This is a genomic window from Candidatus Pelagibacter sp. (genome assembly GCF_052049775.1).
In the GTDB taxonomy this organism is placed as follows: domain Bacteria; phylum Pseudomonadota; class Alphaproteobacteria; order Pelagibacterales; family Pelagibacteraceae; genus Pelagibacter.
This window is the reverse complement of the sequence record NZ_JBNGZH010000004.1, coordinates 46,748-68,786: the sequence shown is the minus strand read 5'-3', so window position 1 is coordinate 68,786 and position 22,039 is coordinate 46,748. Positions and strand designations below refer to the sequence as shown.

The 22,039-nt window shown below is 33.5% G+C and carries 13 protein-coding genes; 9 read left to right on the top strand and 4 right to left on the bottom strand.

Annotated features, from left to right (window positions below):
• Nucleotides 1-19 precede the first annotated feature (19 nt).
• The 9 genes from ACTT83_RS00480 (at nt 20) to ACTT83_RS00440 (ending at nt 9,498) form a co-directional block, all read left to right on the top strand.
• Nucleotides 20-964, top strand: a complete 945-nt coding sequence (locus ACTT83_RS00480) for a glutamine amidotransferase (protein WP_440916148.1) — start codon at nt 20-22, stop codon at nt 962-964.
• Entirely contained in the window at nt 952-1,806 is an 855-nt protein-coding gene (locus ACTT83_RS00475) for a GXGXG motif-containing protein (RefSeq protein ID WP_440918297.1), read from the top strand. Before ACTT83_RS00480 ends, ACTT83_RS00475 begins: the two co-directional genes overlap by 13 nt.
• The gene (locus tag ACTT83_RS00470; RefSeq protein ID WP_440917195.1) at nt 1,806-3,218 is read left to right on the top strand and encodes an FMN-binding glutamate synthase family protein; all 1,413 of its coding nucleotides are present in this window, start codon (nt 1,806-1,808) and stop codon (nt 3,216-3,218) included. Before ACTT83_RS00475 ends, ACTT83_RS00470 begins: the two co-directional genes overlap by 1 nt.
• Before the next feature lie 8 nt (nt 3,219-3,226).
• Nucleotides 3,227-3,625, top strand: coding sequence for a hypothetical protein (locus ACTT83_RS00465; RefSeq protein ID WP_440918296.1), 399 nt, complete (start codon nt 3,227-3,229; stop codon nt 3,623-3,625).
• 126 nt (nt 3,626-3,751) lie between these two features.
• Nucleotides 3,752-5,152, top strand: a complete 1,401-nt coding sequence (locus tag ACTT83_RS00460) for an ammonium transporter (RefSeq protein WP_440918295.1) — start codon at nt 3,752-3,754, stop codon at nt 5,150-5,152.
• A gap of 11 nt (nt 5,153-5,163) precedes the next feature.
• The gene (locus tag ACTT83_RS00455; protein ID WP_440918294.1) at nt 5,164-5,394 is read left to right on the top strand and encodes a hypothetical protein; all 231 of its coding nucleotides are present in this window, start codon (nt 5,164-5,166) and stop codon (nt 5,392-5,394) included.
• 235 nt (nt 5,395-5,629) lie between these two features.
• Complete coding sequence (gene glnT, locus ACTT83_RS00450; protein WP_440918293.1) at nt 5,630-6,955, top strand: type III glutamate--ammonia ligase; 1,326 nt, start codon at nt 5,630-5,632, stop codon at nt 6,953-6,955.
• A gap of 85 nt (nt 6,956-7,040) precedes the next feature.
• Nucleotides 7,041-8,069: a diaminopropionate ammonia-lyase gene (locus ACTT83_RS00445; protein WP_440918292.1), complete on the top strand. Its 1,029-nt coding sequence runs from the start codon at nt 7,041-7,043 to the stop codon at nt 8,067-8,069.
• A 7-nt stretch (nt 8,070-8,076) separates the two neighbouring features.
• Nucleotides 8,077-9,498 (top strand): cryptochrome/photolyase family protein, encoded by a 1,422-nt coding sequence (locus tag ACTT83_RS00440; protein WP_440918291.1) that lies wholly within the window; start codon nt 8,077-8,079, stop codon nt 9,496-9,498.
• On the opposite strand, the gene ACTT83_RS00435 is transcribed toward ACTT83_RS00440, so the two are convergent.
• Genes ACTT83_RS00435 through ACTT83_RS00420 form a run of 4 tightly spaced genes read right to left on the bottom strand, consistent with a single transcriptional unit; the run spans nt 9,495 to nt 21,903 of the window.
• Nucleotides 9,495-11,600, bottom strand: a complete 2,106-nt coding sequence (locus ACTT83_RS00435) for a site-2 protease family protein (protein WP_440918290.1) — start codon at nt 11,598-11,600, stop codon at nt 9,495-9,497. The genes ACTT83_RS00440 and ACTT83_RS00435 overlap by 4 nt on opposite strands.
• Entirely contained in the window at nt 11,597-12,934 is a 1,338-nt protein-coding gene (locus ACTT83_RS00430; protein WP_440918289.1) for an efflux RND transporter periplasmic adaptor subunit, read from the bottom strand. Before ACTT83_RS00430 ends, ACTT83_RS00435 begins: the two co-directional genes overlap by 4 nt.
• Nucleotides 12,931-13,668 (bottom strand): efflux RND transporter periplasmic adaptor subunit, encoded by a 738-nt coding sequence (locus ACTT83_RS00425; protein WP_440918288.1) that lies wholly within the window; start codon nt 13,666-13,668, stop codon nt 12,931-12,933. The genes ACTT83_RS00430 and ACTT83_RS00425 overlap by 4 nt, the downstream gene beginning before the upstream one ends.
• Nucleotides 13,669-13,689: 21 nt before the next feature.
• The gene (locus ACTT83_RS00420; protein WP_440918287.1) at nt 13,690-21,903 is read right to left on the bottom strand and encodes a VCBS domain-containing protein; all 8,214 of its coding nucleotides are present in this window, start codon (nt 21,901-21,903) and stop codon (nt 13,690-13,692) included.
• Nucleotides 21,904-22,039: the final 136 nt, after the last annotated feature.

The window sequence follows — 22,039 nt, the reverse complement described above, 5'->3', positions numbered from 1 at the left end:
ATACAGAGAGAAAAAATATATGTGCGGAATAGCAGGATTAATTCATAGAGGAAAATCATCCAACGTTGGTCATGAACTTCAAGGAATGTTGCAAGCCTTAAAGCATCGAGGAGAAGACTCAACCGGTTATGCGTTGTATGGTGATACAGATGGCAAAAATTTCATCATGAGATTTAAAGTTGGTGAAAACGTTGGTGAGGGAAGTACGTCAGTTGCTGAAGATGTATCTGTATACGATGAAAGAAAGAAAATTGTTGATAGTTATCTTGCAGAAATGGGTGCAAAAATAATCAAGGAGGAAAGAATACTCCCTTACTCATTAAGATATGAAATTGAATACAATAAAAAAGATTTATTAGAATTCTCACAAAAAATAGAAAGCATTCCTGGTGTTGAAATTTTATCTATGGGTAAATCATTAGAAGTAATCAAAGATCTAGGGAATGCCAAAATGGTTTGCGATAGATATAACTTAGATAAACTTGTTGGTACTCATGCAATTGGACATGCAAGAATGGCTACTGAGTCAGGTGTAGATATCAAATCTGCCCACCCTTTTTGGGGATATCCTTTTAGTGATGTGTCCGTTGTTCACAATGGTCAACTAACGAATTATTGGAATAATAGAAGAGCTTTAGAAAATAAGGGAATGAGATTTATGTCAGAATGTGACTCTGAATTAATTGCAGTTTACCTTGCTGAAAAAATGAGAGATGGGGCTTCATTAGAAGAAGGAATGAAAGAGTCGTTAACAGGTCTCGATGGTGTATTTACTTATTTTGTTGCTACAAAAGATTCTTTAGGAATGGCTAAAGATACAATGGCCGCAAAACCTTTAGTTCTATATGAGTCTGATGATTTAGTAGCAATGGGTTCAGAGGAGATAGCTATAAGATCAATTTTACCACAAGAAATTGATACTTATGATCCATTCGATGGAGAGGTTAAAGTATGGCAAATTTAAAAAACGTGACCAAAAAAACTAAAGCCCAGGCAATGGGAATGCACTCAGAAGTTTTAACTGGAAGAACTCAACAGAAATTTTTTAATCCAGATGAAGCAGAAAATTTTTTTTACTTTGGAACTTATGATGTCGATTTTAATAAAAGAACAGATCTTGATGTAAAAAATATGACGGCGGCTGAAGCTAATAAAGAACTCGATAATTTAATGAGCCAGGGCTATGGAACAATTGTCATCAAAAATCCTCAAGGAAAACACAGTCTAGGTGTTGGAATTTTAAATAAATTGAATTTAATTTTTGAAGGCAGTTTAGGATACTTTGGTATGGGCTCTAGCGATGGTCCGATTGTAAGAATCAATGGAAGAGTTGGTTGGTCATGTGCAGAGAATCTAATGGCTGGAAAAGTTGTAATTGAAAAAAATGCAGGTTCTTGTTTTGGAGCTGCTATTAGAGGTGGTGATTTAATCTGCAAAGGTAGTGTCGGTGCAAGAACTGGGATCGATATGAAAGGTGGAACTATCATTATTGGTGGTGACGCTGGTGCATTTACTGGGTTTATGATGCAAAGAGGAAGAATAATCATATTGGGAGATGTAGGCATAAATTTAGGTGATTCGATGTATGATGGGACAATTTTCGTAGGTGGAGAAATTGGGTCATATGGTAGTGATGCAGTAGATTCAGAGTTGACGCAAAGCGATCAAGATTGGTTAAAAAGAAAACTTAGAGTTGCTGAAATTGGTGAAAACTTTGATGTAAGTAAAATGAAAAAAATTGTAGCTGGTAAAAAACTTTGGAATTACGACAACTTAGAACCTGCTGAGAAAAAAGGAGCAATTTAATGGCTAAGAAAAAAAAGAAAAAAAACGGAAAATCAAATGGTAACGTTGGTGGTAAAGCTGATGTTCACGTAAGCAGCAACGGATCAAGAAACAAAAGTTTACTTGGTCACAACGCTATATTTACCCCGGAGGTAATTGATGACATCCATATTAAATCTCAGTTAGGAAGATACAGAATGCGTGGAATGGCATTAATGAAAAAAATTCCTACATTTGATGATCTAGTTTTCTTACCAGGAACTTTAACTAGGTTTGTGATCGAAGGTTACAGAGAAAAGTGTGAAACCAAAACTGTAATTGGTCCAAGATGTGAGAACCCAATTGAATTAGATATACCAGTTTATATTACTGGTATGAGTTTTGGTGCTTTATCCTATGAAGCTAAAACAGCACTTGCTCGAGGTGCAACAATGGCCGGAAGTGCCACTTGTTCCGGTGAAGGTGGAATGATCCCTGATGAAAGAAGATATTCTGAAAAGTGGTTTTATCAATGTATTCAATCTAGATACGGATTTAACCCACATCATGCACAATTAGCAGATGGAATTGAAGTATTTATTGGACAAGGTCAAAAAGTTGGTATGGGAGGACACTTGATGGGTCAGAAAGTTACTGACCAAGTAGCTGAAATGAGATCATTACCATCAGGAATTGATCAAAGATCTCCTGCAAGACACCCAGATTGGTTAGGTCCTGACGACTTAGCATTAAAGGTTGAAGAATTAAGACAACTAACAAAAAATAAAGTGCCAATTCAATTAAAATTAGGTGCATCAAAAGTTTATGATGATGTTCGTATGGCTGCAAAATGTGATCCAGACTCTATTTACTTAGATGGTATGGAAGGATCAACAGGTGCAGGTCCACACATTGCTGCTGCAAATACAGGTATTCCTGGTATCGCAGCTATAAGAGAAGCAAGAAGAGCTTTAGACGATGTAGGTAAAACTGGAAAAGTTACATTAATTTATGCTGGTGGTGTAAGAGATGGTGCAGATATGGCAAAAGCTTTAGCATTAGGTGCTGATGCAATTGCGATTGGTACTGGTTCGATGATCGCATTAAATTGTAATAAAGACATTCCTGAAGCTGATTTTGAAAAGGAAATGGGTGTTAAAGCAGGTGAATGTTATCACTGCCATACAGGAAGATGTCCTGTGGGTGTTGCTACTCAAGATCCAAAATTAAGAGCGAGATTAAATCCTGATGATGCTGCATTGAGAGTTTATAATTATCTTCATTCAATGACACTTGAAGCTCAATTGTTAGCTAGAGCGTGCGGTAAAACGAATATACATTCACTAGAACCTGAGGATTTAGCGGCGTTAACATCTGAAGCTTCTGCATTAGCTAAAGTTCCATTAGCTGGAACTAACTATACAGTTGGTGTTGATAACTTCCATAAGATCTAGATTTAAATATGGCAAAGAAAAAAAATAAAAAAAAAGAAGCCTCTAGTCAGCTAGGTACAAAAAAAGAAACTGCTAGAGAAAAAATGATTGGTCAGTCGATTGGTTATCGATATGACGTAAATCTTTTACCAGATTATAAAAAAATCACTCCTTTTTTAAAAAAATACATTGAAGCAATGGGATGGGATGATCTTAACTGGTTAGAGGATGTGCACATGGGTTATGAGGAAGGTAAACCAGCAGTGTTTTGTAGGAATGCAAATGGATGGGTAACAATTCCAAAATCAATAAAGCTACCAAATAACCAACAAGACAGAGACATGATTGCAAGAGAATTACTAGTTAAATTTCAAATGTCACCAAAACATCCTCTTGTTGATTTAAAAAAAGCTTACCTAAAATTTTAAGTTCTCAATCTTAAGTTGATTTTTTTTTTAAACCTTACACATATGTAAGGTTTTTAAGCTCTGTTTCATTTGTAACATATCTTAAAATTTAATAGGCTTTTGAAAAAACTAATATGGAGAGAGAATATGACTGATCAGTTAGGTGCTCTTACTACTATATTTACAGAATTTTACTACTGGATAACAGTAGTGCTGATGTTTTTAATTCACGTCGGTTTCTGTATGTATGAAGTCGGAGCTTCTCGATACAAACACCATCAACATACTCTTATGAAAAACACGATGCTGATACCTCTAGTAACAGTAACTTGGTTTTTATTTGGTTGGTGGATTTACTGGGCTTTCCCAACAGGACCTGGGATAGCACCTTCAATAATGAACGAAAGTACAGCTTTAATCACTGATGATAGTTTGTTTAGTGCAAAATTTCAGGTGGCAACAAGTAGTATAATGGCAGTGAACCTTGGAGATCACATCAATGGTGTTTTCTGGGCAGCTTTTTTATTATTTTCTTGGACTGCTGCATCTATCGTTTCAGGAGCGATTATTGAAAGAATAACCACTTTTGCTTTTGGTATTTTAGCAATAGCAATTGGCTCGGTTTTCTGGACAATCGATGCTGCTTGGGGATGGCATTTTGATGGTTGGATGCTTAAAATTTTAGGATACCACGATGCATATGCATCAGGAGTAATTCATGCAATTGCGGGTGGATTTGCTCTTGGAGTTCTAATGGTTTTAGGACCTAGAATTGGAAAATTCTCATCAAGTGGTGAACCAAGAAATATAGGACCAAGAAATCCTTGGCTAGTAACAATTGGATTATTTCTGATTTATACTGGTTTCTGGGGATTCTATGCGGCATGTAATATACCGATATTTGATCTTGGACCTGAGTATGGTATGGAAGGTATTTCATACTGGACAGCTACAAACATATATGTAACTCCAACGACACTAAGTGGTATTACTTTTAATTTCTTGATGTCGTTATCAGGAGGTTTATTAGCTGGATATTGGATTGCTAAAGGCGATCCTTTCTGGACCTACTCTAGTGGACTAGCAGGTATCATATGTGCTTCGGCTGGAAATGATTTATATCATCCAATACAATCAATGATCATAGGTATGATCGGTGTTGTTATTTCGTACAAACTTCATTATTGGGTTGAGCGTAAGTTCAAAATTGATGATGCAGTAGGTGCAGTAGCAGTTCATGGTTATGCAGGATTTATTGGTTTAGTTATATGTGGTTTTGTTCTAAATGGTTATCCATCATCTGGTTATAGTGTTGGAGCTATGTGGGACGGAACAACTTATGCTTCAATAAATCCTCTAGGAATGTTCTTAGGAGCAATAATAATGTTTTTTGTTCTTGGACTAATTCCAGGCTACATCATAGCTAAAGTTTTACACGGAATGGGTAAACTTAGAATTCCGCGTGAAGTTGAAATAGCCGGACTAGACTATGAAATAATGGAGACTGCTAAGTCAGATGAAAAAGCAGTCGCGACCGCAACCAGGTAAAGGAGGAAAATATGGCAACAGTTACAAACTGGATTGATCACCTAAATAAACCTGCAGATCAAGTTGCAGGTGCTATTTATCCTGGTGCTGGATCTAGTGAAGGCTTATTGGTAATACTTGCTATTATCGTATGGGTTGGTTGGCACGTCTTAACTTCAAAATCTGAAAGTGAGGAACTTGAAAGATTAGCGAGGAAAAGACATGGTGCAAACGACCATAAAAGCAATATTACTGATTGGTAATATAAAGTAAAATTTGGGCGCTACATTTATTTGTAGCGCCCTTTTTTATCAAAAAATCATAATGTCTGACGAAAATAACAATGAAGAACTGAGACCGAGAAAGATGCGAGGTGTAGCTTTTCCAAAAGCTAAATACGGGGTTATACTTGCAATAATAATTATTATAGTTGTAAATTTGGTTTATTATAAAGAAACAATTTTTTCTTTTTTTTAAATAACTATGTTACCCTAATCTATGACAAAAAATTTGTTTAAAATTGCTAAACAAAAAAAAATAAAATATTTTTTAATAAGTTTTGTAGATCTATTTGGAGTTTTAAGATCAAAATTAGTTCCAGCTAATGCAATAAAAGAAATGCAAACAGCGGGTGCAGGTTTTGCTGGTTTTGCTGCATGGCTTGATATGACACCAGCAGACTCTGATATGTTTGGTATTCCTGACCCAGATAGTTTAATTCAATTACCTTGGAATAAAGAAGTTGGTTGGTTGGCATCAGATCTTTGGATGAATGGAAAACCTGTTGAAGCTTCACCTAGAGTAATGCTCAAGAAACAAATTAAAGAACTTGCAAAACGTGGTTTAACGATGAAATCTGGTGTGGAGTGTGAATATTTTTTAATTTCAGAGGACGGAAAATCCATTGCAGATCCAAGAGATACACAATCAAAACCTTGTTATGATCAATCTGCATTAATGAGAAGATATGAGCTTATAAAAGAAATTTGTGATTGCATGATAAAAATGGGATGGGGTCCTTATCAAAACGATCACGAGGATGCTAATGGCCAATTCGAAATGAATTGGGATTATTCAGATTGTTTAACAACAGCTGATAGACATACTTTTTTTAAGTATATGGTAAAAACAATTGCTGAAAAACACGGACTGAGAGCAACATTTATGCCTAAACCTTTTCAAAATTTAACAGGCAATGGTTGTCATGCGCATATTTCTGTTTGGCAAGGTAAAAAAAATAAATTTTTAGATCCAAAAGATAAACTGGGTCTTAGTAAAATGGCTTATAATTTTTTAGGAGGAGTAATCAAGAATGCGTCATCGTTATCAGCTTTCTTTAATCCTACAATCAATAGCTATAGAAGAATAAATGCCCCACCAACAAAATCAGGGGCATCATGGTCTCCAAGTAGTATTTCTTACACAGGAAATAATAGAACTCACATGATAAGAATTCCTGATCCTGGTAGGTTTGAATTGAGATTAATGGATGGGTCTGCTAATCCATATTTATTACAAGCTGGTGTTTTGGCTGCCGGATTACATGGTTTAAAAAATAAGATTAATCCAGGAAAACCTTTGCATTGTAATATGTATACGGACTATAAAAAATATCCTAACCTTCCAAAACTTCCAAATGAATTGAGGCAATCACTAGCACAATTAAAAAATAATAAGGAAATGAATAAAAGTTTTGGTAAAGATACGATTAACAGCTTTGTAAAGCTAAGAAGTTCAGAGATTAAAGAATTTAATAGGAAAGAAAAATTTAATAAGTCAAAGCCCGTAACTAAATGGGAAATTCAAAATACTTTAGATTGCTAAAGTGAATTGGAAGCTAACGAAATTTTTAATTAATGACAATTTTAAATTCAAAAGAAATTATGTCCTTAAATATTTACCTTCAATTATGCTTTCCAATGCTTTTAATTCAATTTCTAGATGGAGAAGCTATAGAGCTACTCCTCTTTTAAGACTTAATAAACTTCAAAAAAATTTAAAACTCAATAATATTTTTTACAAAGATGAATCTAAAAGGTTTCATTTAAAATCCTTCAAAGCCCTTGGTGGCGCTTATGCGGTAGAAAAAATATCTAAAGGAAAAAAAAATATTACAATTTCCTCTGCAACTGCAGGTAATCATGGTAGATCGGTTGCGTGGGGTGCGCAAAGATTAAAATTAAGATGTAAAATATTTGTAAGCCAATATGTGAGTGAAACAAGAGTAGGTGAAATTAAAAAATTTGGTGCTGAAGTAATAAGAGTTAAGGGGGATTATGAAAACTCCCTAAGAGAATGTCAAAAACAATCAAAAAAAAATAATTGGAAAATTGTCCAAGATGTATCAACAAAAAATTATAAATATGTTCCTCAACTTACTATGGCTGGATATTCAATCATGATTAAAGAAATCTCCAAACAAACTAATCATTATATAACTCATATATTTCTACAAGCAGGTGTTGGAGGATTAGCTGCAGGCGTAGTAGCTGGTGTTGCAAAATATTTTAAAAGAATACCTAAAATTATAATCGTCGAACCTGATCAAGCTGATTGTGTGCTTCAAAGTATTAAAAGCAATAAACTAAAAAAGATTAGAATTAAAAAAGAGAGCATTATGGGTGGGATGTCGTGTAATGAGATGTCTTTGGTGCCATGGCAAATATTAAAAAGCGCCAGCGATTGTTGTGTATCGATCTCAGATAAAAATATTGCAAAAACTATAGCTGGGCTAAAAGATAAAAAGTTTAGCAAGACTTCTATTACAGGTGGTGAATGTGCAGCTCCAGGTGTTATCGCTTTGATAGGAATATGTAACAATATTAGAGCTAAAAAATTCCTTAATCTTAATGAAAGCTCAAATATTCTAGTCATAGGATGCGAAGGAAATGCAGATGTAAAACTTTACAAACAACTGCTATCTAAAGGTAGAAAATAGAATTTCTATGACAAAAAACGCCATTACATGGATCAGAGAAGATTTTAGAATTGAGCATAACCCTGCTCTTGCTTATGCTACACAAAATCATGAAAAAGTAGCTGCCTTATATATCTATAACAAAGCAGATTTTGATAATAAAAGAGAAGCACAAAAATGGTGGCTTTCAAAATCTTTGGAAGTATTCCAGTCAGAATTATCGAAATATAAAATCAATCTTCAGATATTAGAAGGTGATGAATTAGAGGTTTTTTCTAAAATTAAAAAAAAAGATGATGTTTCAATATATTGGAACAAAATTTATGAGCCTGATGTAATTGCTAAAGGAAAAAAAATCAGAGATATTTTTATTAAAAATGAAATCGAATTTAAGTATTTTAAAGGAAATATTTTAAATGAATTTCAAGAAGTAACTAAAAATGATGGAACTCCTTTTAAAGTGTTTACCCCTTTTTGGAGAAATGCTGAGCAAAAATTTTTAGGCTTGCCTCCAAGCAAAAATTACGTTGTTAAGAAAAAAACTAAAACATTCTCTATGTTTAAAAATTCTATTGAGCCAACAAAAATTCTACCAAAAAAAAACTGGTATAAAAAATTTGAAAGTTATTGGAATGTATCTGAAAACGACTCAAAAAAGATTTTAAATAACTTAATTGCAAATAAAATAAAAGATTACGGAACTGCAAGAGACTACCCATCCATTGAAGGAACATCAAAATTATCACCCTACATAAAACATGGACAAATTCATGTAAATACAATTTGGAATAAGTGTAAAGAGATGAAATCGAAGGGGATGGGATATAGAAAATATATTAATGAATTGGGATGGAGAGAATTTTCACATAGCTTAATAAATTATTTCCCAGAATTTTTAAAAGGAAATTACAGAAAAGAATTTGATAAGTTTCCTTGGGTAAAGAATGAAAAATTTTTAAAGGCTTGGAAGTCTGGAATGACAGGTTATCCAATAGTTGATGCCGGAATGAGAGAACTTTATGAAACTGGATGGATGCATAATAGAATAAGAATGGTGGTTGGATCTTTTCTGGTTAAACATTTGAGAATTAATTGGACTGAGGGAGAAAAACATTTTCGAAACTGCTTACTTGATTTTAATAAAGCTAATAATGTTGCCCAATGGCAATGGGTAGCAGGTTGTGGAGCGGATGCAGCACCATATTTCAGAATATTCAATCCAATTCTTCAAGGAGAAAAATTTGATAAAGAAGGAAAATATGTAAAAAAATGGATACCTGAATTAAGTAAAGTCCCACAAAAATTTATTCACAAACCTTGGGAAATGGAAACGAAATATCAAGAGGCAATAAACACTATCATTGGGAAAAATTATCCGAAACCAATTGTCATCCATGAAGAAGCAAGAGCTGCTGCTCTTAAAGCTTTTCAAAGTTTAAAAAAAAACTAGAAACCACTTTCTCTTACAAAAAGTGAAAATACATTTTTTAATAATTTTATAAATGGACTATATCTATTACCATCAATATGCACATAACCTGGTACCTCCCATTCGATTAAATCATTTTTATCAATTGTGGAAAAAGTAACCTGATAATGAGCAGTCATTGGTCTATTTTCATATTCTGCATTTGTGGAATTTCTTGTAGCTATGGGTCCATCAAATTGTGAAGATAAAGATAAATATGGAAGAATAGAAATTGCAGATCTATCTATATTCTTGGAAATTAATTTTACTCTTGAATGCTCTCCGTTAGATGGGATGAAAATTGCGTATTCGTTAATTTTAAATCGATCAATTTCTCCTTCAGTTAAATACCCTATAACTGAACCAGGTCCATATTTACTTACGCCTCCAAGAGAATCTAAATTACTGACCCATTGATTTACAGATAAGTTAGAAAAATCTTTTATTTTTCCGTTTACAGGAGATTTAAGTAATAATTTAGATTTTGTTTTACTCAAACCATCTAATTCATTTTGAAGAAATATTAATTGTTGTTGAAGTATCATATATTCACTGAGGTTATTGGCTAGCTTGCTCAGTCTATTGATTTTAGTTTTTGTAAGTTTTATTTTTCTTCTAACTTTATTGATTTCTAAATCCAAGTCAGGTGATGATAATTCAATTAATTTCTGTCCCTTTTTAACCTCTTGGTTCTTTGATACAAAAATTTCTTTTACTTTAGCGGGATATGGTGAATAAATTTTTGTATATTGTTCAGAAACATAGACTGCAGGAATTTTAATCGATGATTTCCATGGAAAAAACAAGATCACCAGTAAAACAAATAAAATTGAAAAAAGTCTTTTGGTTTTATAATTTAATTTAATTTCTGATTTAAGATTGTACCAGTTTTTAGTTTCGGTGAATATAGGTCTTAAAATGAACCAGTAAATCTCTATTACAAATAAGATAATACCTAAAGTTTTAAATGCTAAATGATAAACTAGCAACGCTATCCCTAAAAATATAAAAAAACGATAAACCCAAGTTAACCACGCGTAAGAAATGAAAGTCCATCGTCTTGAAGGATTTAAATCTTCAGGTGGTGGATGATTAAAACCAAATAAAATTTCTCTTAATTGCCATCGTGCAAGAGCAAATGATCTAGGCTGTAAGTTCTCAGCTTTTAGCCAATCAGAAAAAACATAATAGCCATCAAATCTCATAAAAGGACTGACATTGATTGCCAAAGATGAAATCCAACTGGTCGTAGCGATAAAAAAAGCAACACTTTTTAAACCACCATCTGGAAGGATAGCCCATAAAAAAGTTGAGATTAATGCAAGATGAAGTTCAGTTAAAATTCCTGCAAAATTGATTAATAATCTATCTTTGTGATCTCTTAGTCTCCAAGCATCAGAGGTATCCGTATATAAAAATGGAAAAAAAACGAGAAAAGCTATCCCGATCGAAGATACTCGACAACCAAAGTATTTTGAGACAAATGCATGACCCAGTTCATGTAAAGATTTTACAAAAACCAATGTTACTAAATAAAGCATAAGTCCTTTGAAAGAAAAAAAATATAAAAATGTATTTTTAAAACTTTCAATTTGTTGAATTACAAGACAGATACCTAAGAAACCTAATAGATAAATTAAATTTCTAACTTTTTTTGATCCAAGTATTTTTGCATATCGTAGTGTCCTACCAAGCCATTCATCAGGTTTTACTAAAGGTATTTTAAAAAAAAGATAACCATGAATTAAAAAAAGTAACCAATTTTTTTTTTGAGCATTTTTTTGCTTAAGTAAAATATTATCAAATTGACCTCGAGGCTGAATAATTAGATTATTAAATTGTAAGAAATCAATAAATTTTTTTATTTCATCACTATCTGCCTCAATACCATCACGATTAATTTTTTTTTCAAAAACTTTAATATCTTCCCCACCACTCCAGTTTTTGATTAATTTAAAAGCTGTAAGTCCAAGAGTAAAATATTTGTTTCTTAAAGCATCATACAATAACCAAGCAGGAGAGCCATCTTCTCTACTGTTTCCTCTGAGTATTTCTAAATCTTCTCTTAAATATGGAACGATCATATGCCGATTAATTGTCGAATAAATGTAATGGGTTTTCTAAATAAATAATAAAATAAAATAGTTCTGTTTCCGTAAACCTTAGCTGTTCCTCGTAAACCTATTCGTGGGGTATCCTTATTACCCTCAAAACTTGATATTAATTTATAAGAAAGAACCTCTTCGGGCGAGAGTTCTGGCTCATAAGTAGATCGTAAAATCTTACCTTTGTAAGAACTCATAGGATTTATATCTAAAAAAATATTGGTATCAGCATTTTCATTGATAACGATTGAGTCTTTTACTGGTAGCCATATGAGAAATTCAATTTTCGCAGGATCTGCAATAGTTAATATTTTTTCACCCACTGACACGGGTTTACCTTGCCAATCAGATTTTCTGTCCACAATAACTACACCTTTTTTTTCAGCATATATTTTTGAATTTTTTAGTTTTCTCTCTGCAGAACTTAACTCTACTCTTCTTAAATCAACTTGTGCCATAAGTTCTGCCAATCTTGATTTTTGTTCATTATCGGTAAAAGACGATTGCCTTGTTCTTAAAAGTTCTTTTTCAGAAACCTGCAGTGATTGTTTTGCAAGATTAAATTCATTTAATAAATCAATATCCTCTAATAAAACCAATAACTCACCAGGTTTTGTTTGATCATTATTATTAGCAACAATTTTTTTGACCACTCCATCAAATGGTGATGTAATTAAAAAAGGATTTTTTGCTACCACCTCAACTGGAGCAGTACTGGTCATTCGAACCGGGAAAAGAAATATCAATATAATTACTGAAATTGTAATCCAACGTTTTTTTCCAGTAAAATTTTTTTTGAAAAAATCTCTAATTGAATAATTAATTAAAAATGTATTGTAAGCATGACCATACGTTCTTGATAAATGTGATATTAATTCATTTTCATTCTCAGAAAAAATTTCATTTCGAGCTAATAAAAGAAATCCTTGCAGACCTCTTTGAGGTGAAAAAATTGGTATACGCAGTAAATATTGAGGAATATTTTTTGGTTTTTGCTTTTTTATTTTTTTTGAAAATTTATCTAAATCAACTTGCTCTATCTCTTTGAGATTTTGATTTGATTTATGATTAACAATACTCTCAACGAAGGTAATTAATGGTGCAGTTCTATCAACTGAAGCAATATCTGACACTGCTTCTACATGATATTTATCTGTCGGACTTTTGAGTAATAAAAATGAGGTTGTATAATCAATTATTTCTCTAGTTTCATTTACAACAAGAAAACTTAATTCATCTTTACTTTTTGCTTCTCTAGTTTTTTTTTCTAGACTTATTAATCTTGCAATTTTAATATTTTTATCTTGGCTCAAAATTTAACAATCCCACTCATTCCTGGAATTAAACTCTCATATTTTTCATTGAACTGAGCTTTTAATTCAATTGTTTGACTAGCAGCATCAACTGCAGCACCTAAACTAATTATTTTTGCATTCAACTCATCTCCTGTCTCATCAATAATGATTTTAACATCATGACCTTTTTTTAGCCAACTTAGCCATTTACTTGGAACAACGACTGCTGCTTCTAAAAGCCCGTCCCCTACAATATCCATTAATGGTTGTCGTTGTTCTATGCTGGTAAAAACATTGGTGTAAACATCCATTACTCTTCCATCATAGGGGGCAATGATATTGCATCTTTCGACATTAAGTTTAGCAATAGTTAATTCTGCTTCAGCTTTTTTAAGAGCTGATTCTGATAATTGATATTGTAATTCTCCAATTGACCTCATATCTAAAAGTTCTTTATCATTTTTAAGTTGAACTTGTGCACTTTTGTGATCTGCTTTAATTACTTCTAATTGTGCATTGTAAAGTTTGCAGTCAAAGCTAATCAAGGTATCGCCTTTTTTAAATGCATCTCCCATTAAAAAATTTATTTTTTCAACTCTCGCCGCTATTTCGCTAGAAATTGAAACTTTTTCAGTGGCAGTAACTAAAGTTCTTGCTTCTCTAATTTCTTCCTCTGTAGTAGCAGTGTCATGGTTGTCTGCTTTAGCGACATTGATGAATAAAAACAAAATTATAAAAATTAGTTTTTTCATTATTAAAATATAGGATATTTCTTATAATCTATCTATTAATTGAGAACCATAATCGTCCCATTCAGAATATTCTTTGGATAATTGGGATGACAACGAGACAAATTTAGTTTCATTTTCTATAATATTTTTAGTTTCTTGAGCATTTTCATTTACAAAATCTAATTTGATATCTTTAACTGATAACTCACCATTAGGATTTTCTACTATAACTTTTAAGTCTATAGATTGTACATTTTCTGGTGGTGTTGCAGTGACTTTCCCTGTTTTTGGATCATATATAATCCACTCAGGAAGTTGTTGTCCATTATCTAAAACCACTTTAAGATTTTGCCAAGGTAGCTCAACCTCGAAATTTTCTTTTTCAGCTTTAGCCTCTAAATTTAAAAATTCATTTGGCTCTATTGTTTTTAATAACTCATCAATATCTTCAATTTCATTTATTACCTCTGTCTTAGTTTTATCAATTTTTCCTTGTTCATTAATAGAGTTCAGTTTTACAGATCCATCATTTTTAACTTCTAATTTATTTGCTCTTTCTATCTTTCTAGATTGTTTTAATATTTCTTTATCTTCAGCAATTTTTTTTGAATCGATTACTACAGTTACTTGCTTCTTATTATTATCTTCATCAACAGCAATAATTTTAAACTCCACCATTTTCATACCTTTAGGAATATCGGTCTTTGTTTTTCCTGTTTTTGGATTGATCTTAATCCAATCTGGCAAGGTACTTCCATCTTTCATTTCACCATAGTACTTTTGAACCTCTTTACCCTCATCATTAAATACTTTAAATTTTACTTTGAGTGCTTTATCTGAATGTTTTGCAATAATTTTATCAACATAGATATCCAAACCTTTATCTTTCAGTTCTAAAGAATTTGATTCTGCAACTAAGTCTACGAGTTTTAAGCCTTGGTTAAATTCAGCACTTTTAGCTAATTTAGATTTGGGTATCTTTAATTCTTTTCGTTCAAGTCTTTTTTCTCTTTTTAATTTTTTTAATTGTCTATCTTCTTCTCGTTTTTGTCTTTTTTCTTCTCTTTTTTCTTTCTTAGGTTTTTTTACTTCGTCAGGATTTGGTTCATTTTTAGCATCGCCATCGATACCTGTTATTGTAAAAGTTATTGTTCCAATATCTATTGCTTTTGAACCAGCATTTGTCTCATCATCCATGACTTTATAAGAAAAAACATCAGTTGCAGTTTCACCCGCTCTTAAAGCAATTGTCGCTGCATTGCCTGTTACACTATAAGTGTAAGCACCTCCACTATTGATTGTTAAGTCACCATACGTACCTGATACAGCACTACCCACATTTGAATTTGCCAATGTTGATCCTTCAGCACCTGCACCAACTCCTCTAACCCCTAAAGCTGATGAAGCATCATCACTGTCTGTATCATTTGTTAAAACATTTCCTGTTGCATCATCATCACCTGCTGTGATACTACCTGTATCATTAACAGCAACTGGTGCAGCGTTTACTGAAATTGTAATTGTATGGGTGTTGTCCCCAACGACTGTGCCATCATAAGCTTTATAAGTAAAACTATCATCAGACTCAGAGTTTGCATCTGGAGTATATCTTAATTTGGTAATATCAGTTATTATGTCATTAACCGATTGTGCTACATAACTTCCACTACTTAATTTTGTTAATGTACCCGAAGATGGTAAAGATTTAATTTTTATACCAACACTATTATCATCATCATCTGCATCAGAATAATTAGTAAAATCAGAGTCAGCAAAATCTTTTCTAATATTTAATGAAGTTCTAGCTCCGTGGGTAGCGTCAGTATTATTTTCATTAATATAAACTGTTTCGTTTCCAGCTGTTGGTTTATCATTTACACCTGTAATTGTAATTATTAAGGTTGCTGTATCAGTATCAGTTCCGTCTGAAATTGTATAAGTAAAACTATCTGTTACAGTATCACCGGCGTCTAAATCATCAGCAGCACTTTGATCGGCTACATAGGTATAAGTTCCATCAGCTCCTACAGTTAAAGTACCATAAGTACCAACTATAGTAGTACCACTTGAATTGTATGAACTTCCTCCAGCAACTGCAGAATTTGATCCCCCAGTCACAGCAATTTGAGTAACCGTTATAGAGGCGCTATCATCAGCATCACTATCATCTGCCATTAACAAACTTGATCCAGAGCTTTGAGTAACTGTTGCATCTTCATTAACACTATCAGTATCATTTACAGCAACTGGAGGATCATTTACTCCTGTAACTGTAATTGTTAAAGTTGCTGTACTAGTTTGTGCTCCATCAGAAAGAGTATAAGTAAAGACATCTGTGACATTATCATTTAAATCTAAATCATCAGCAGCACTTTGATCAGCTACATAAGTATAAGTTCCATCAGCACCAACAGTTAAAGTTCCATAAGTACCAGTTACAGAAGTTCCATTACTATTATAAGAGCTATGTAATGCAACGCTAGAGGACGAACCACCATTTGGTTGAATTGCAGTCACGGTTAATGTGTCATGATCATCAACATCTGTATCATCAGCAACAAGGAGGCTTGAGCCTGAACTTTGTGTTATTGTAGCATCTTCATTAACGCTATCAGTGTCATTTACTCCTGTTGGAGAGTCGTTTACCCCTACAATGGTAATTACTATTTTTCCAATATCAGTATTGGTACCATCAGATACAGTGTAATTAAAAGAATCTGTTACAACATCACCTGCATCTAAATCTTCTGCAGCTGATTGGTTTGCTGCATAACTATAGGATCCATTGGCATTTAAAGTTAACTGACCATAAGTTCCTGTCAAAGCAGAACCAACAGAACTTGCAGCAGTTCCACTGCCTTCAGTTGCTCCTGTTCTATATGAAGTTACTGTTAAACTATCGCTATTTGCATCCGTATCATCTCCCAGAATATCACCATCATGCTCTCCAGAAACATTTGCTACTAAATTATATGGACTAACTAAAGTGTATGTTTCAATTGTATCTTGCGCAAAATCAGCATTGAACATTTTTGTTCCATCGTGATTAAAAGCTATCCCAGCTGGATCTGGATTACTATAAGCAACAGTATATGCACCTTTGTAAGTGTGTCCTCCGTCAATATCAAATGCTGTTGTTAGTTCATATTCGACAATCTGATCATTCCCATTAATTGCTATAAATAATCTTGTCCCGTCATGATTAAATGACATTCCTTGTTGATGATTTGGGTCACCAGGATCTGAAATATCAAGACTGCTTGCAGAACCTTTTGTAGATGGATCATAAGCTGTACTTAAAGTATATTCTAAAACTGTATCATCAGCCGTAGTGCCGTCACCATGCAAAATGTACATCTTAGTTCCATCATTGTTAAACATAATGTCTCTTGGATTATCACTACCTGTGTCAGTATTATATGCTGAAATATAATCATTAGTGGCATGAACATTTGCTAGACTATACGCAGTACCTAATGACCAAGCATGCACTTCGTCTCTTTGATTTCCCACCATATAAATTTTTGTACCATCATTATTAAATGCAATACCCTGCGGAAAAATATCCTTTCCACTTACATCTAAAACATTACCACTTTCATGAGTTGCCGAAGTTGGATCAAAGGCTGTACTTAAAGTGTATTCGTTTATTTCATCACCTGCAGGACCTGTAATAAACATTTTTGTACCATCAGGATTAAAAATAACATCTGTTACAGTAGACTCTTCATTACTTACATCTTCTGCAGTTCCTCTTGAAACAGGGGTAACATCATTAGCACTAGCTCCATCACTAACTGATAAAGTTGCATTCTCATTAATAGTTCCTGTGTTGTCTGCTGCAACTGGTGGAGAGTTTACAGTTATAGTAAGTGTACCAGTATCGGTCGCTGCTCCATCTGAAAGAGTATAAGTAAAAACATCTGTACCTCCACTTGAACCAGCAATATATTGATAAGTTCCATCTGCACCAATTCTTAAAGTACCATAACTACCTGTTACAGATGTGTAGCCTGAATTATAAGAAGTCAGTTGTGTCACTGCAGTTGCACTTCCACCAGCAGTAGTTGCTGTAATACTAGATACACTTAAAGATGCACTAGCATCAACGTCAGTGTCGCCATGTAAAAGGTCCGATGTACCATCTGTGACTGTAAGGGTATTACTTGCACCAATAGAGCCAGTTTCATCATCTGCAACTGGACTATCATTGATACCTATCACTGTAATTTCAATTACGGCTATATCGGTTACTGTTCCGTCTGAAACTGTATAATTAAAACTATCAGTTACCACATCTCCAGAGTCCAGAGCATCAGCAGCATCTTGATTTGCCACATAAGTATATGAGCCATTTGAATTAAGTGTTAACTGACCATAAGTTCCTGTTAATGCTGCACCGACTGTTCCAGCAGTTCCATTTCCCTCACTTGATCCTGTTCTAACTGCAGTAACTGTTAAAGTATCACTATCAGCATCTGTATCATCACCTAAAACATCCCCATCATGTTCATCTTTTACATTAATAAGGTTATAAGGGCTGGTCAGGTTATATTCATGAACATCATCACTATTATAACCCATCATAAACATTTTAGTTCCCATTTTATTGAATAAAAGACTGAAAGGTTCACTATCAACTTGAGATCCATCAGGGGCATATCTTATATTATATTCACCAACATAAGTTCCTGTTGATACATCGTATGCAGTTGATAATTTGTATTCTGTAATATCTTTACCTTGACCTCCCACAACAAACATTCTTGTTCCATCAATATTGAATTCTATATCTCTAGGCGAAGTCTCTTTTGCATATACATTTAAACGATTAGAATCTGAACGAGATGCTGTTGAAAGATCATATGCGGTCGAAAGATGAATTTCCTCAATGTTACCCCCATTAAAACCTGCTACAAATAATTTTGTTCCATCATTGTTAAATCTAATTCCACATGGCCTAGTATCTCCAGCAGCAAATTCTACTACACTACCAGTTTGAGTGCTAACATCATAAGCAGTTCCCAGGGTATATTGAAAAACTTTTCCAGCACCGAGACCACCAGTTACATATAATTTTGTTCCATCATTATTAAAAGTTAAACCGAATGGTTCAGTTGTTTGGCCACTTACATCTAACTTTTGAGCATCCCCCTGATAGGTTGCAGTTGAAACATCATAAGCAGTGGACAAGTGATATTCTTTTATCGCATCACCATCATTTCCTCCATGAAACATTCTTGTACCATCATTATTAAAAGCTAAGCCCGCAGAATTATCTTCACCTGAAACAGCTGACATATCAAATATGTCATTTGCATCATAGGTTATTGCTGCAGTTGTAATACTATTTGCACTAGCTCCATCACTAACTGTAAGAGTACCATCCTCATTTACAATCCCTGTGTTATCTGCTGCTACAGGAGCAGAATTAACGGTTATGGTTAATGTTGCAGTAGTTGTTGCAGTACCATCGTATAATGTATAGGTAAATACATCAGTACCTCCACTTGAACCAGCAATATATTGATAAGTTCCATCTGCACCAATTCTTAAAGTACCAAAACTACCTGTTACAGAAGTATAACCCGAACTATAAGTAGTTCCAGGATTGACATCAGTTGCGCTACCACCAGCAGTAGTTGCTGTAATACTAGATACACTTAAAGATGCATGAGCATCTACATCAGTGTCATTATTTAAAACATCTGAACTTCCATCAGTTACAGTCAAAGTTTGGCTAGCTGCAACACTATTAGTATCGTTATTAGCAACTGGATTATCATTAATACCTATTATAGTTATAGTAATAACTGCTATGTCTGTTCCTCCATTTCCATCTGAAACAGTATAATTAAAACTTTCGGAAACCACATCGCCTGGGTCTAAAGCATCAGCCGCAGCAGTGTTAGCTGCATAAGTGTAAGAACCATTGGCAGCTAAAGTTAACTGACCATATGTACCTGTTAGTACTGAGCCAGCTGATACTTCTGTTCCACTTCCCTCTACTGATCCCAATCTGACTAATGTAACTGACAAATCATCACCATTGGCATCAGTGTCATAAGCGTCTGTATCAGAGGTGTCAATTACATCTCCTGTATATACACCTGAATAGGTACATAAACTAAATGGAGAAGTAAGCGCATACTCATTTACTTCATCTCCGTGATTTCCTACAATAAACATCTTAGATCCATCATTATTAAATGCTATTCCAGATGGATTTACCTCTTGATCACTCACTCCAAGAAAACATACATGGCTTGCTGTTGAAATATCAAAACCAGTAGTTAATTTATATTCATCTACTCCATTACCACGTGTTCCAATTATGAACATTCTAGTACCATCGGTGTTAAATTCTATACCAAATGGCTCATCATCATAAGCAGCAACACTTAAAGTTCGTACAAAAGATACTGTGGATGAAAGATCAAAACCTACTGAAAGTGAATATTCATGTATTGAATCACTACCAGTACCTGTCATGAACATTTTTGTACCATCGTTATTAAAATCAAGACCAAATGGACCACTATCCTGACTAGAGACGCTGTAAGTAGTCTCAGGTGTAGTACCATTTGCAGTTGTTGTAATATCAAAAGCTGTATTTAGTAAAAATTCTTTTACTCCAAAACTGCTTAGGGTAAACATTTTTTTTCCATCGTTACTAAACTTTACACTCATGGCATCACCGCCAAAAGCAAATCTGTCTCTATAAGATGCTGTAGATACATCGAAGGCGGTAGTGAGTGTATACTCGTTTATGTCATCACCAGCAGTTCCTGTGACATACATTTTTGTACCATCATGATTAAAAGTTATACCCCTTGGAGCTGTATCTTCACCCGAAACATCTTTTGGACTTGTATCGTGTACTACTGCAGATACATTTGACGGATTATCCCCATCGTCAACTGTTAAAGTTGAATTTTCATTTACAGTTCCAGAGTCATTTCGAGCAACTGGAGCAACATTACCTTGAGCAGCTGTGATGACACGAATGTAATCACCTTTGTCACCATTCTTGGCTCCTAATCTTAATGTTTTTTTATCAGAACCAATCGATACCCAGTCCCCTGCGGTTGTAGAGCTAGTGGTATCACTATGATAAAATTGAAAATCTTCAAATTTTCTATCATTATAACCACTATTCCCATGCGTTGGATACGTTGCTCCTGATTTAGAAATATTATTTTTAGTTTCGGTATTAGAATTTTGCGTAAAGATACCATAGATCTCATATTCAAAAACTATTTGACCAATTTTATCCACTCTGTCAGCTGTCGTATGATCATCATTTAAAAAAACTAAATAAGAGTTTACTGGTAAAGTTGTAGTATCATGAGCTACAGATGTTTGACCATCATCAGTATAATCTAGTAATAGTGAGCCCGCATTATTCACATTCTCACTTTCAAGAGTAACAACAAAATCAAATCCACTCGTTGAACGTTGTCCGCTTGAATTTTGTGCTCTCGCTCTAAAATCTGTTGCACTTGGCTTTTCTTCTACAAATGAGTTGATACTTGTAATACCATTTTGTAATAATGAGTGATCATACTCAACAACTTTGACATTTTGAGTTTCAACTACACCAATTTTTTTCTCTAATTCCCAATCACCACCTTTACCAGTGACATCATCTGATGCTGCAATATCAGCTTTAGTAATTTCTGAAATTTTACTGATTAAAGCTTTACCACCTTCAGTGCTTGCAACATTACATCCATAAAATAAAATATCTCCATCCTCTGTTAAAGATTGACCTATCGATCTCAACGTTTGGTTGTATGATTGAATGGTGTCATTTGAAAGTGTTGAATTACCGAATAAAATTTTTCCAGCACTACCATGACCAATTATGTGTAATGAGGAAATTTCCTGATCATTTTTAAGAACTTTATCAATCTTTTTAAAACCATCCTCACTAGATTGAATAAGATAAACTTCCGTATCTTTATTAAAGGCATTAATTAAAGTTTGATAATCTTGTACTTGAGAATCTATAAATACAACTTGTTTTCGATCATTTCTTTTTTGATCTCTAGCTAATTGATCAAATGGAAGTTTTTGAGAATTATCATCAATTTTATGCTCTGAAAATTTTGATATTTTTTGAGTATTTTTATTTAATAATTTATCTTTACTTCTTTCATCTATTACATCTAGTGCCGTAGAAGCTCCAGCACCATCAAGCATGATTCTTTGCTCTAATGCTTCAATGAATATTTTTTTTTTATTATTCTTCATTCAAATAAATTATAAGTCATATAAGTCTAATCAAAAACACCTTGCTTCAAAAAGCACCTAATTAAATGTCAAAAAATACTTAAATTTAGCATCATAAAACTTAAAAACCCAAATTGAACATATATTGATTTCAATT

Excerpts from the sequence above, each read along its gene's own strand:
- ACTT83_RS00480 (WP_440916148.1), top strand. The coding sequence starts at position 20 with ATGTGCGGAATAGCAGGATTAATTCATAGAGGAAAATCATCCAACGTT.
- ACTT83_RS00475 (WP_440918297.1), top strand. The coding sequence starts at position 952 with ATGGCAAATTTAAAAAACGTGACCAAAAAAACTAAAGCCCAGGCAATG.
- ACTT83_RS00470 (WP_440917195.1), top strand. The coding sequence starts at position 1,806 with ATGGCTAAGAAAAAAAAGAAAAAAAACGGAAAATCAAATGGTAACGTT.
- ACTT83_RS00465 (WP_440918296.1), top strand. The coding sequence starts at position 3,227 with ATGGCAAAGAAAAAAAATAAAAAAAAAGAAGCCTCTAGTCAGCTAGGT.
- ACTT83_RS00460 (WP_440918295.1), top strand. The coding sequence starts at position 3,752 with ATGACTGATCAGTTAGGTGCTCTTACTACTATATTTACAGAATTTTAC.
- ACTT83_RS00455 (WP_440918294.1), top strand. The coding sequence starts at position 5,164 with ATGGCAACAGTTACAAACTGGATTGATCACCTAAATAAACCTGCAGAT.
- glnT (WP_440918293.1), top strand. The coding sequence starts at position 5,630 with ATGACAAAAAATTTGTTTAAAATTGCTAAACAAAAAAAAATAAAATAT.
- ACTT83_RS00445 (WP_440918292.1), top strand. The coding sequence starts at position 7,041 with ATGCTTTCCAATGCTTTTAATTCAATTTCTAGATGGAGAAGCTATAGA.
- ACTT83_RS00440 (WP_440918291.1), top strand. The coding sequence starts at position 8,077 with ATGACAAAAAACGCCATTACATGGATCAGAGAAGATTTTAGAATTGAG.
- ACTT83_RS00435 (WP_440918290.1), bottom strand. The coding sequence starts at position 11,600 with ATGATCGTTCCATATTTAAGAGAAGATTTAGAAATACTCAGAGGAAAC.
- ACTT83_RS00425 (WP_440918288.1), bottom strand. The coding sequence starts at position 13,668 with ATGAAAAAACTAATTTTTATAATTTTGTTTTTATTCATCAATGTCGCT.
- ACTT83_RS00420 (WP_440918287.1), bottom strand. The coding sequence starts at position 21,903 with ATGAAGAATAATAAAAAAAAAATATTCATTGAAGCATTAGAGCAAAGA.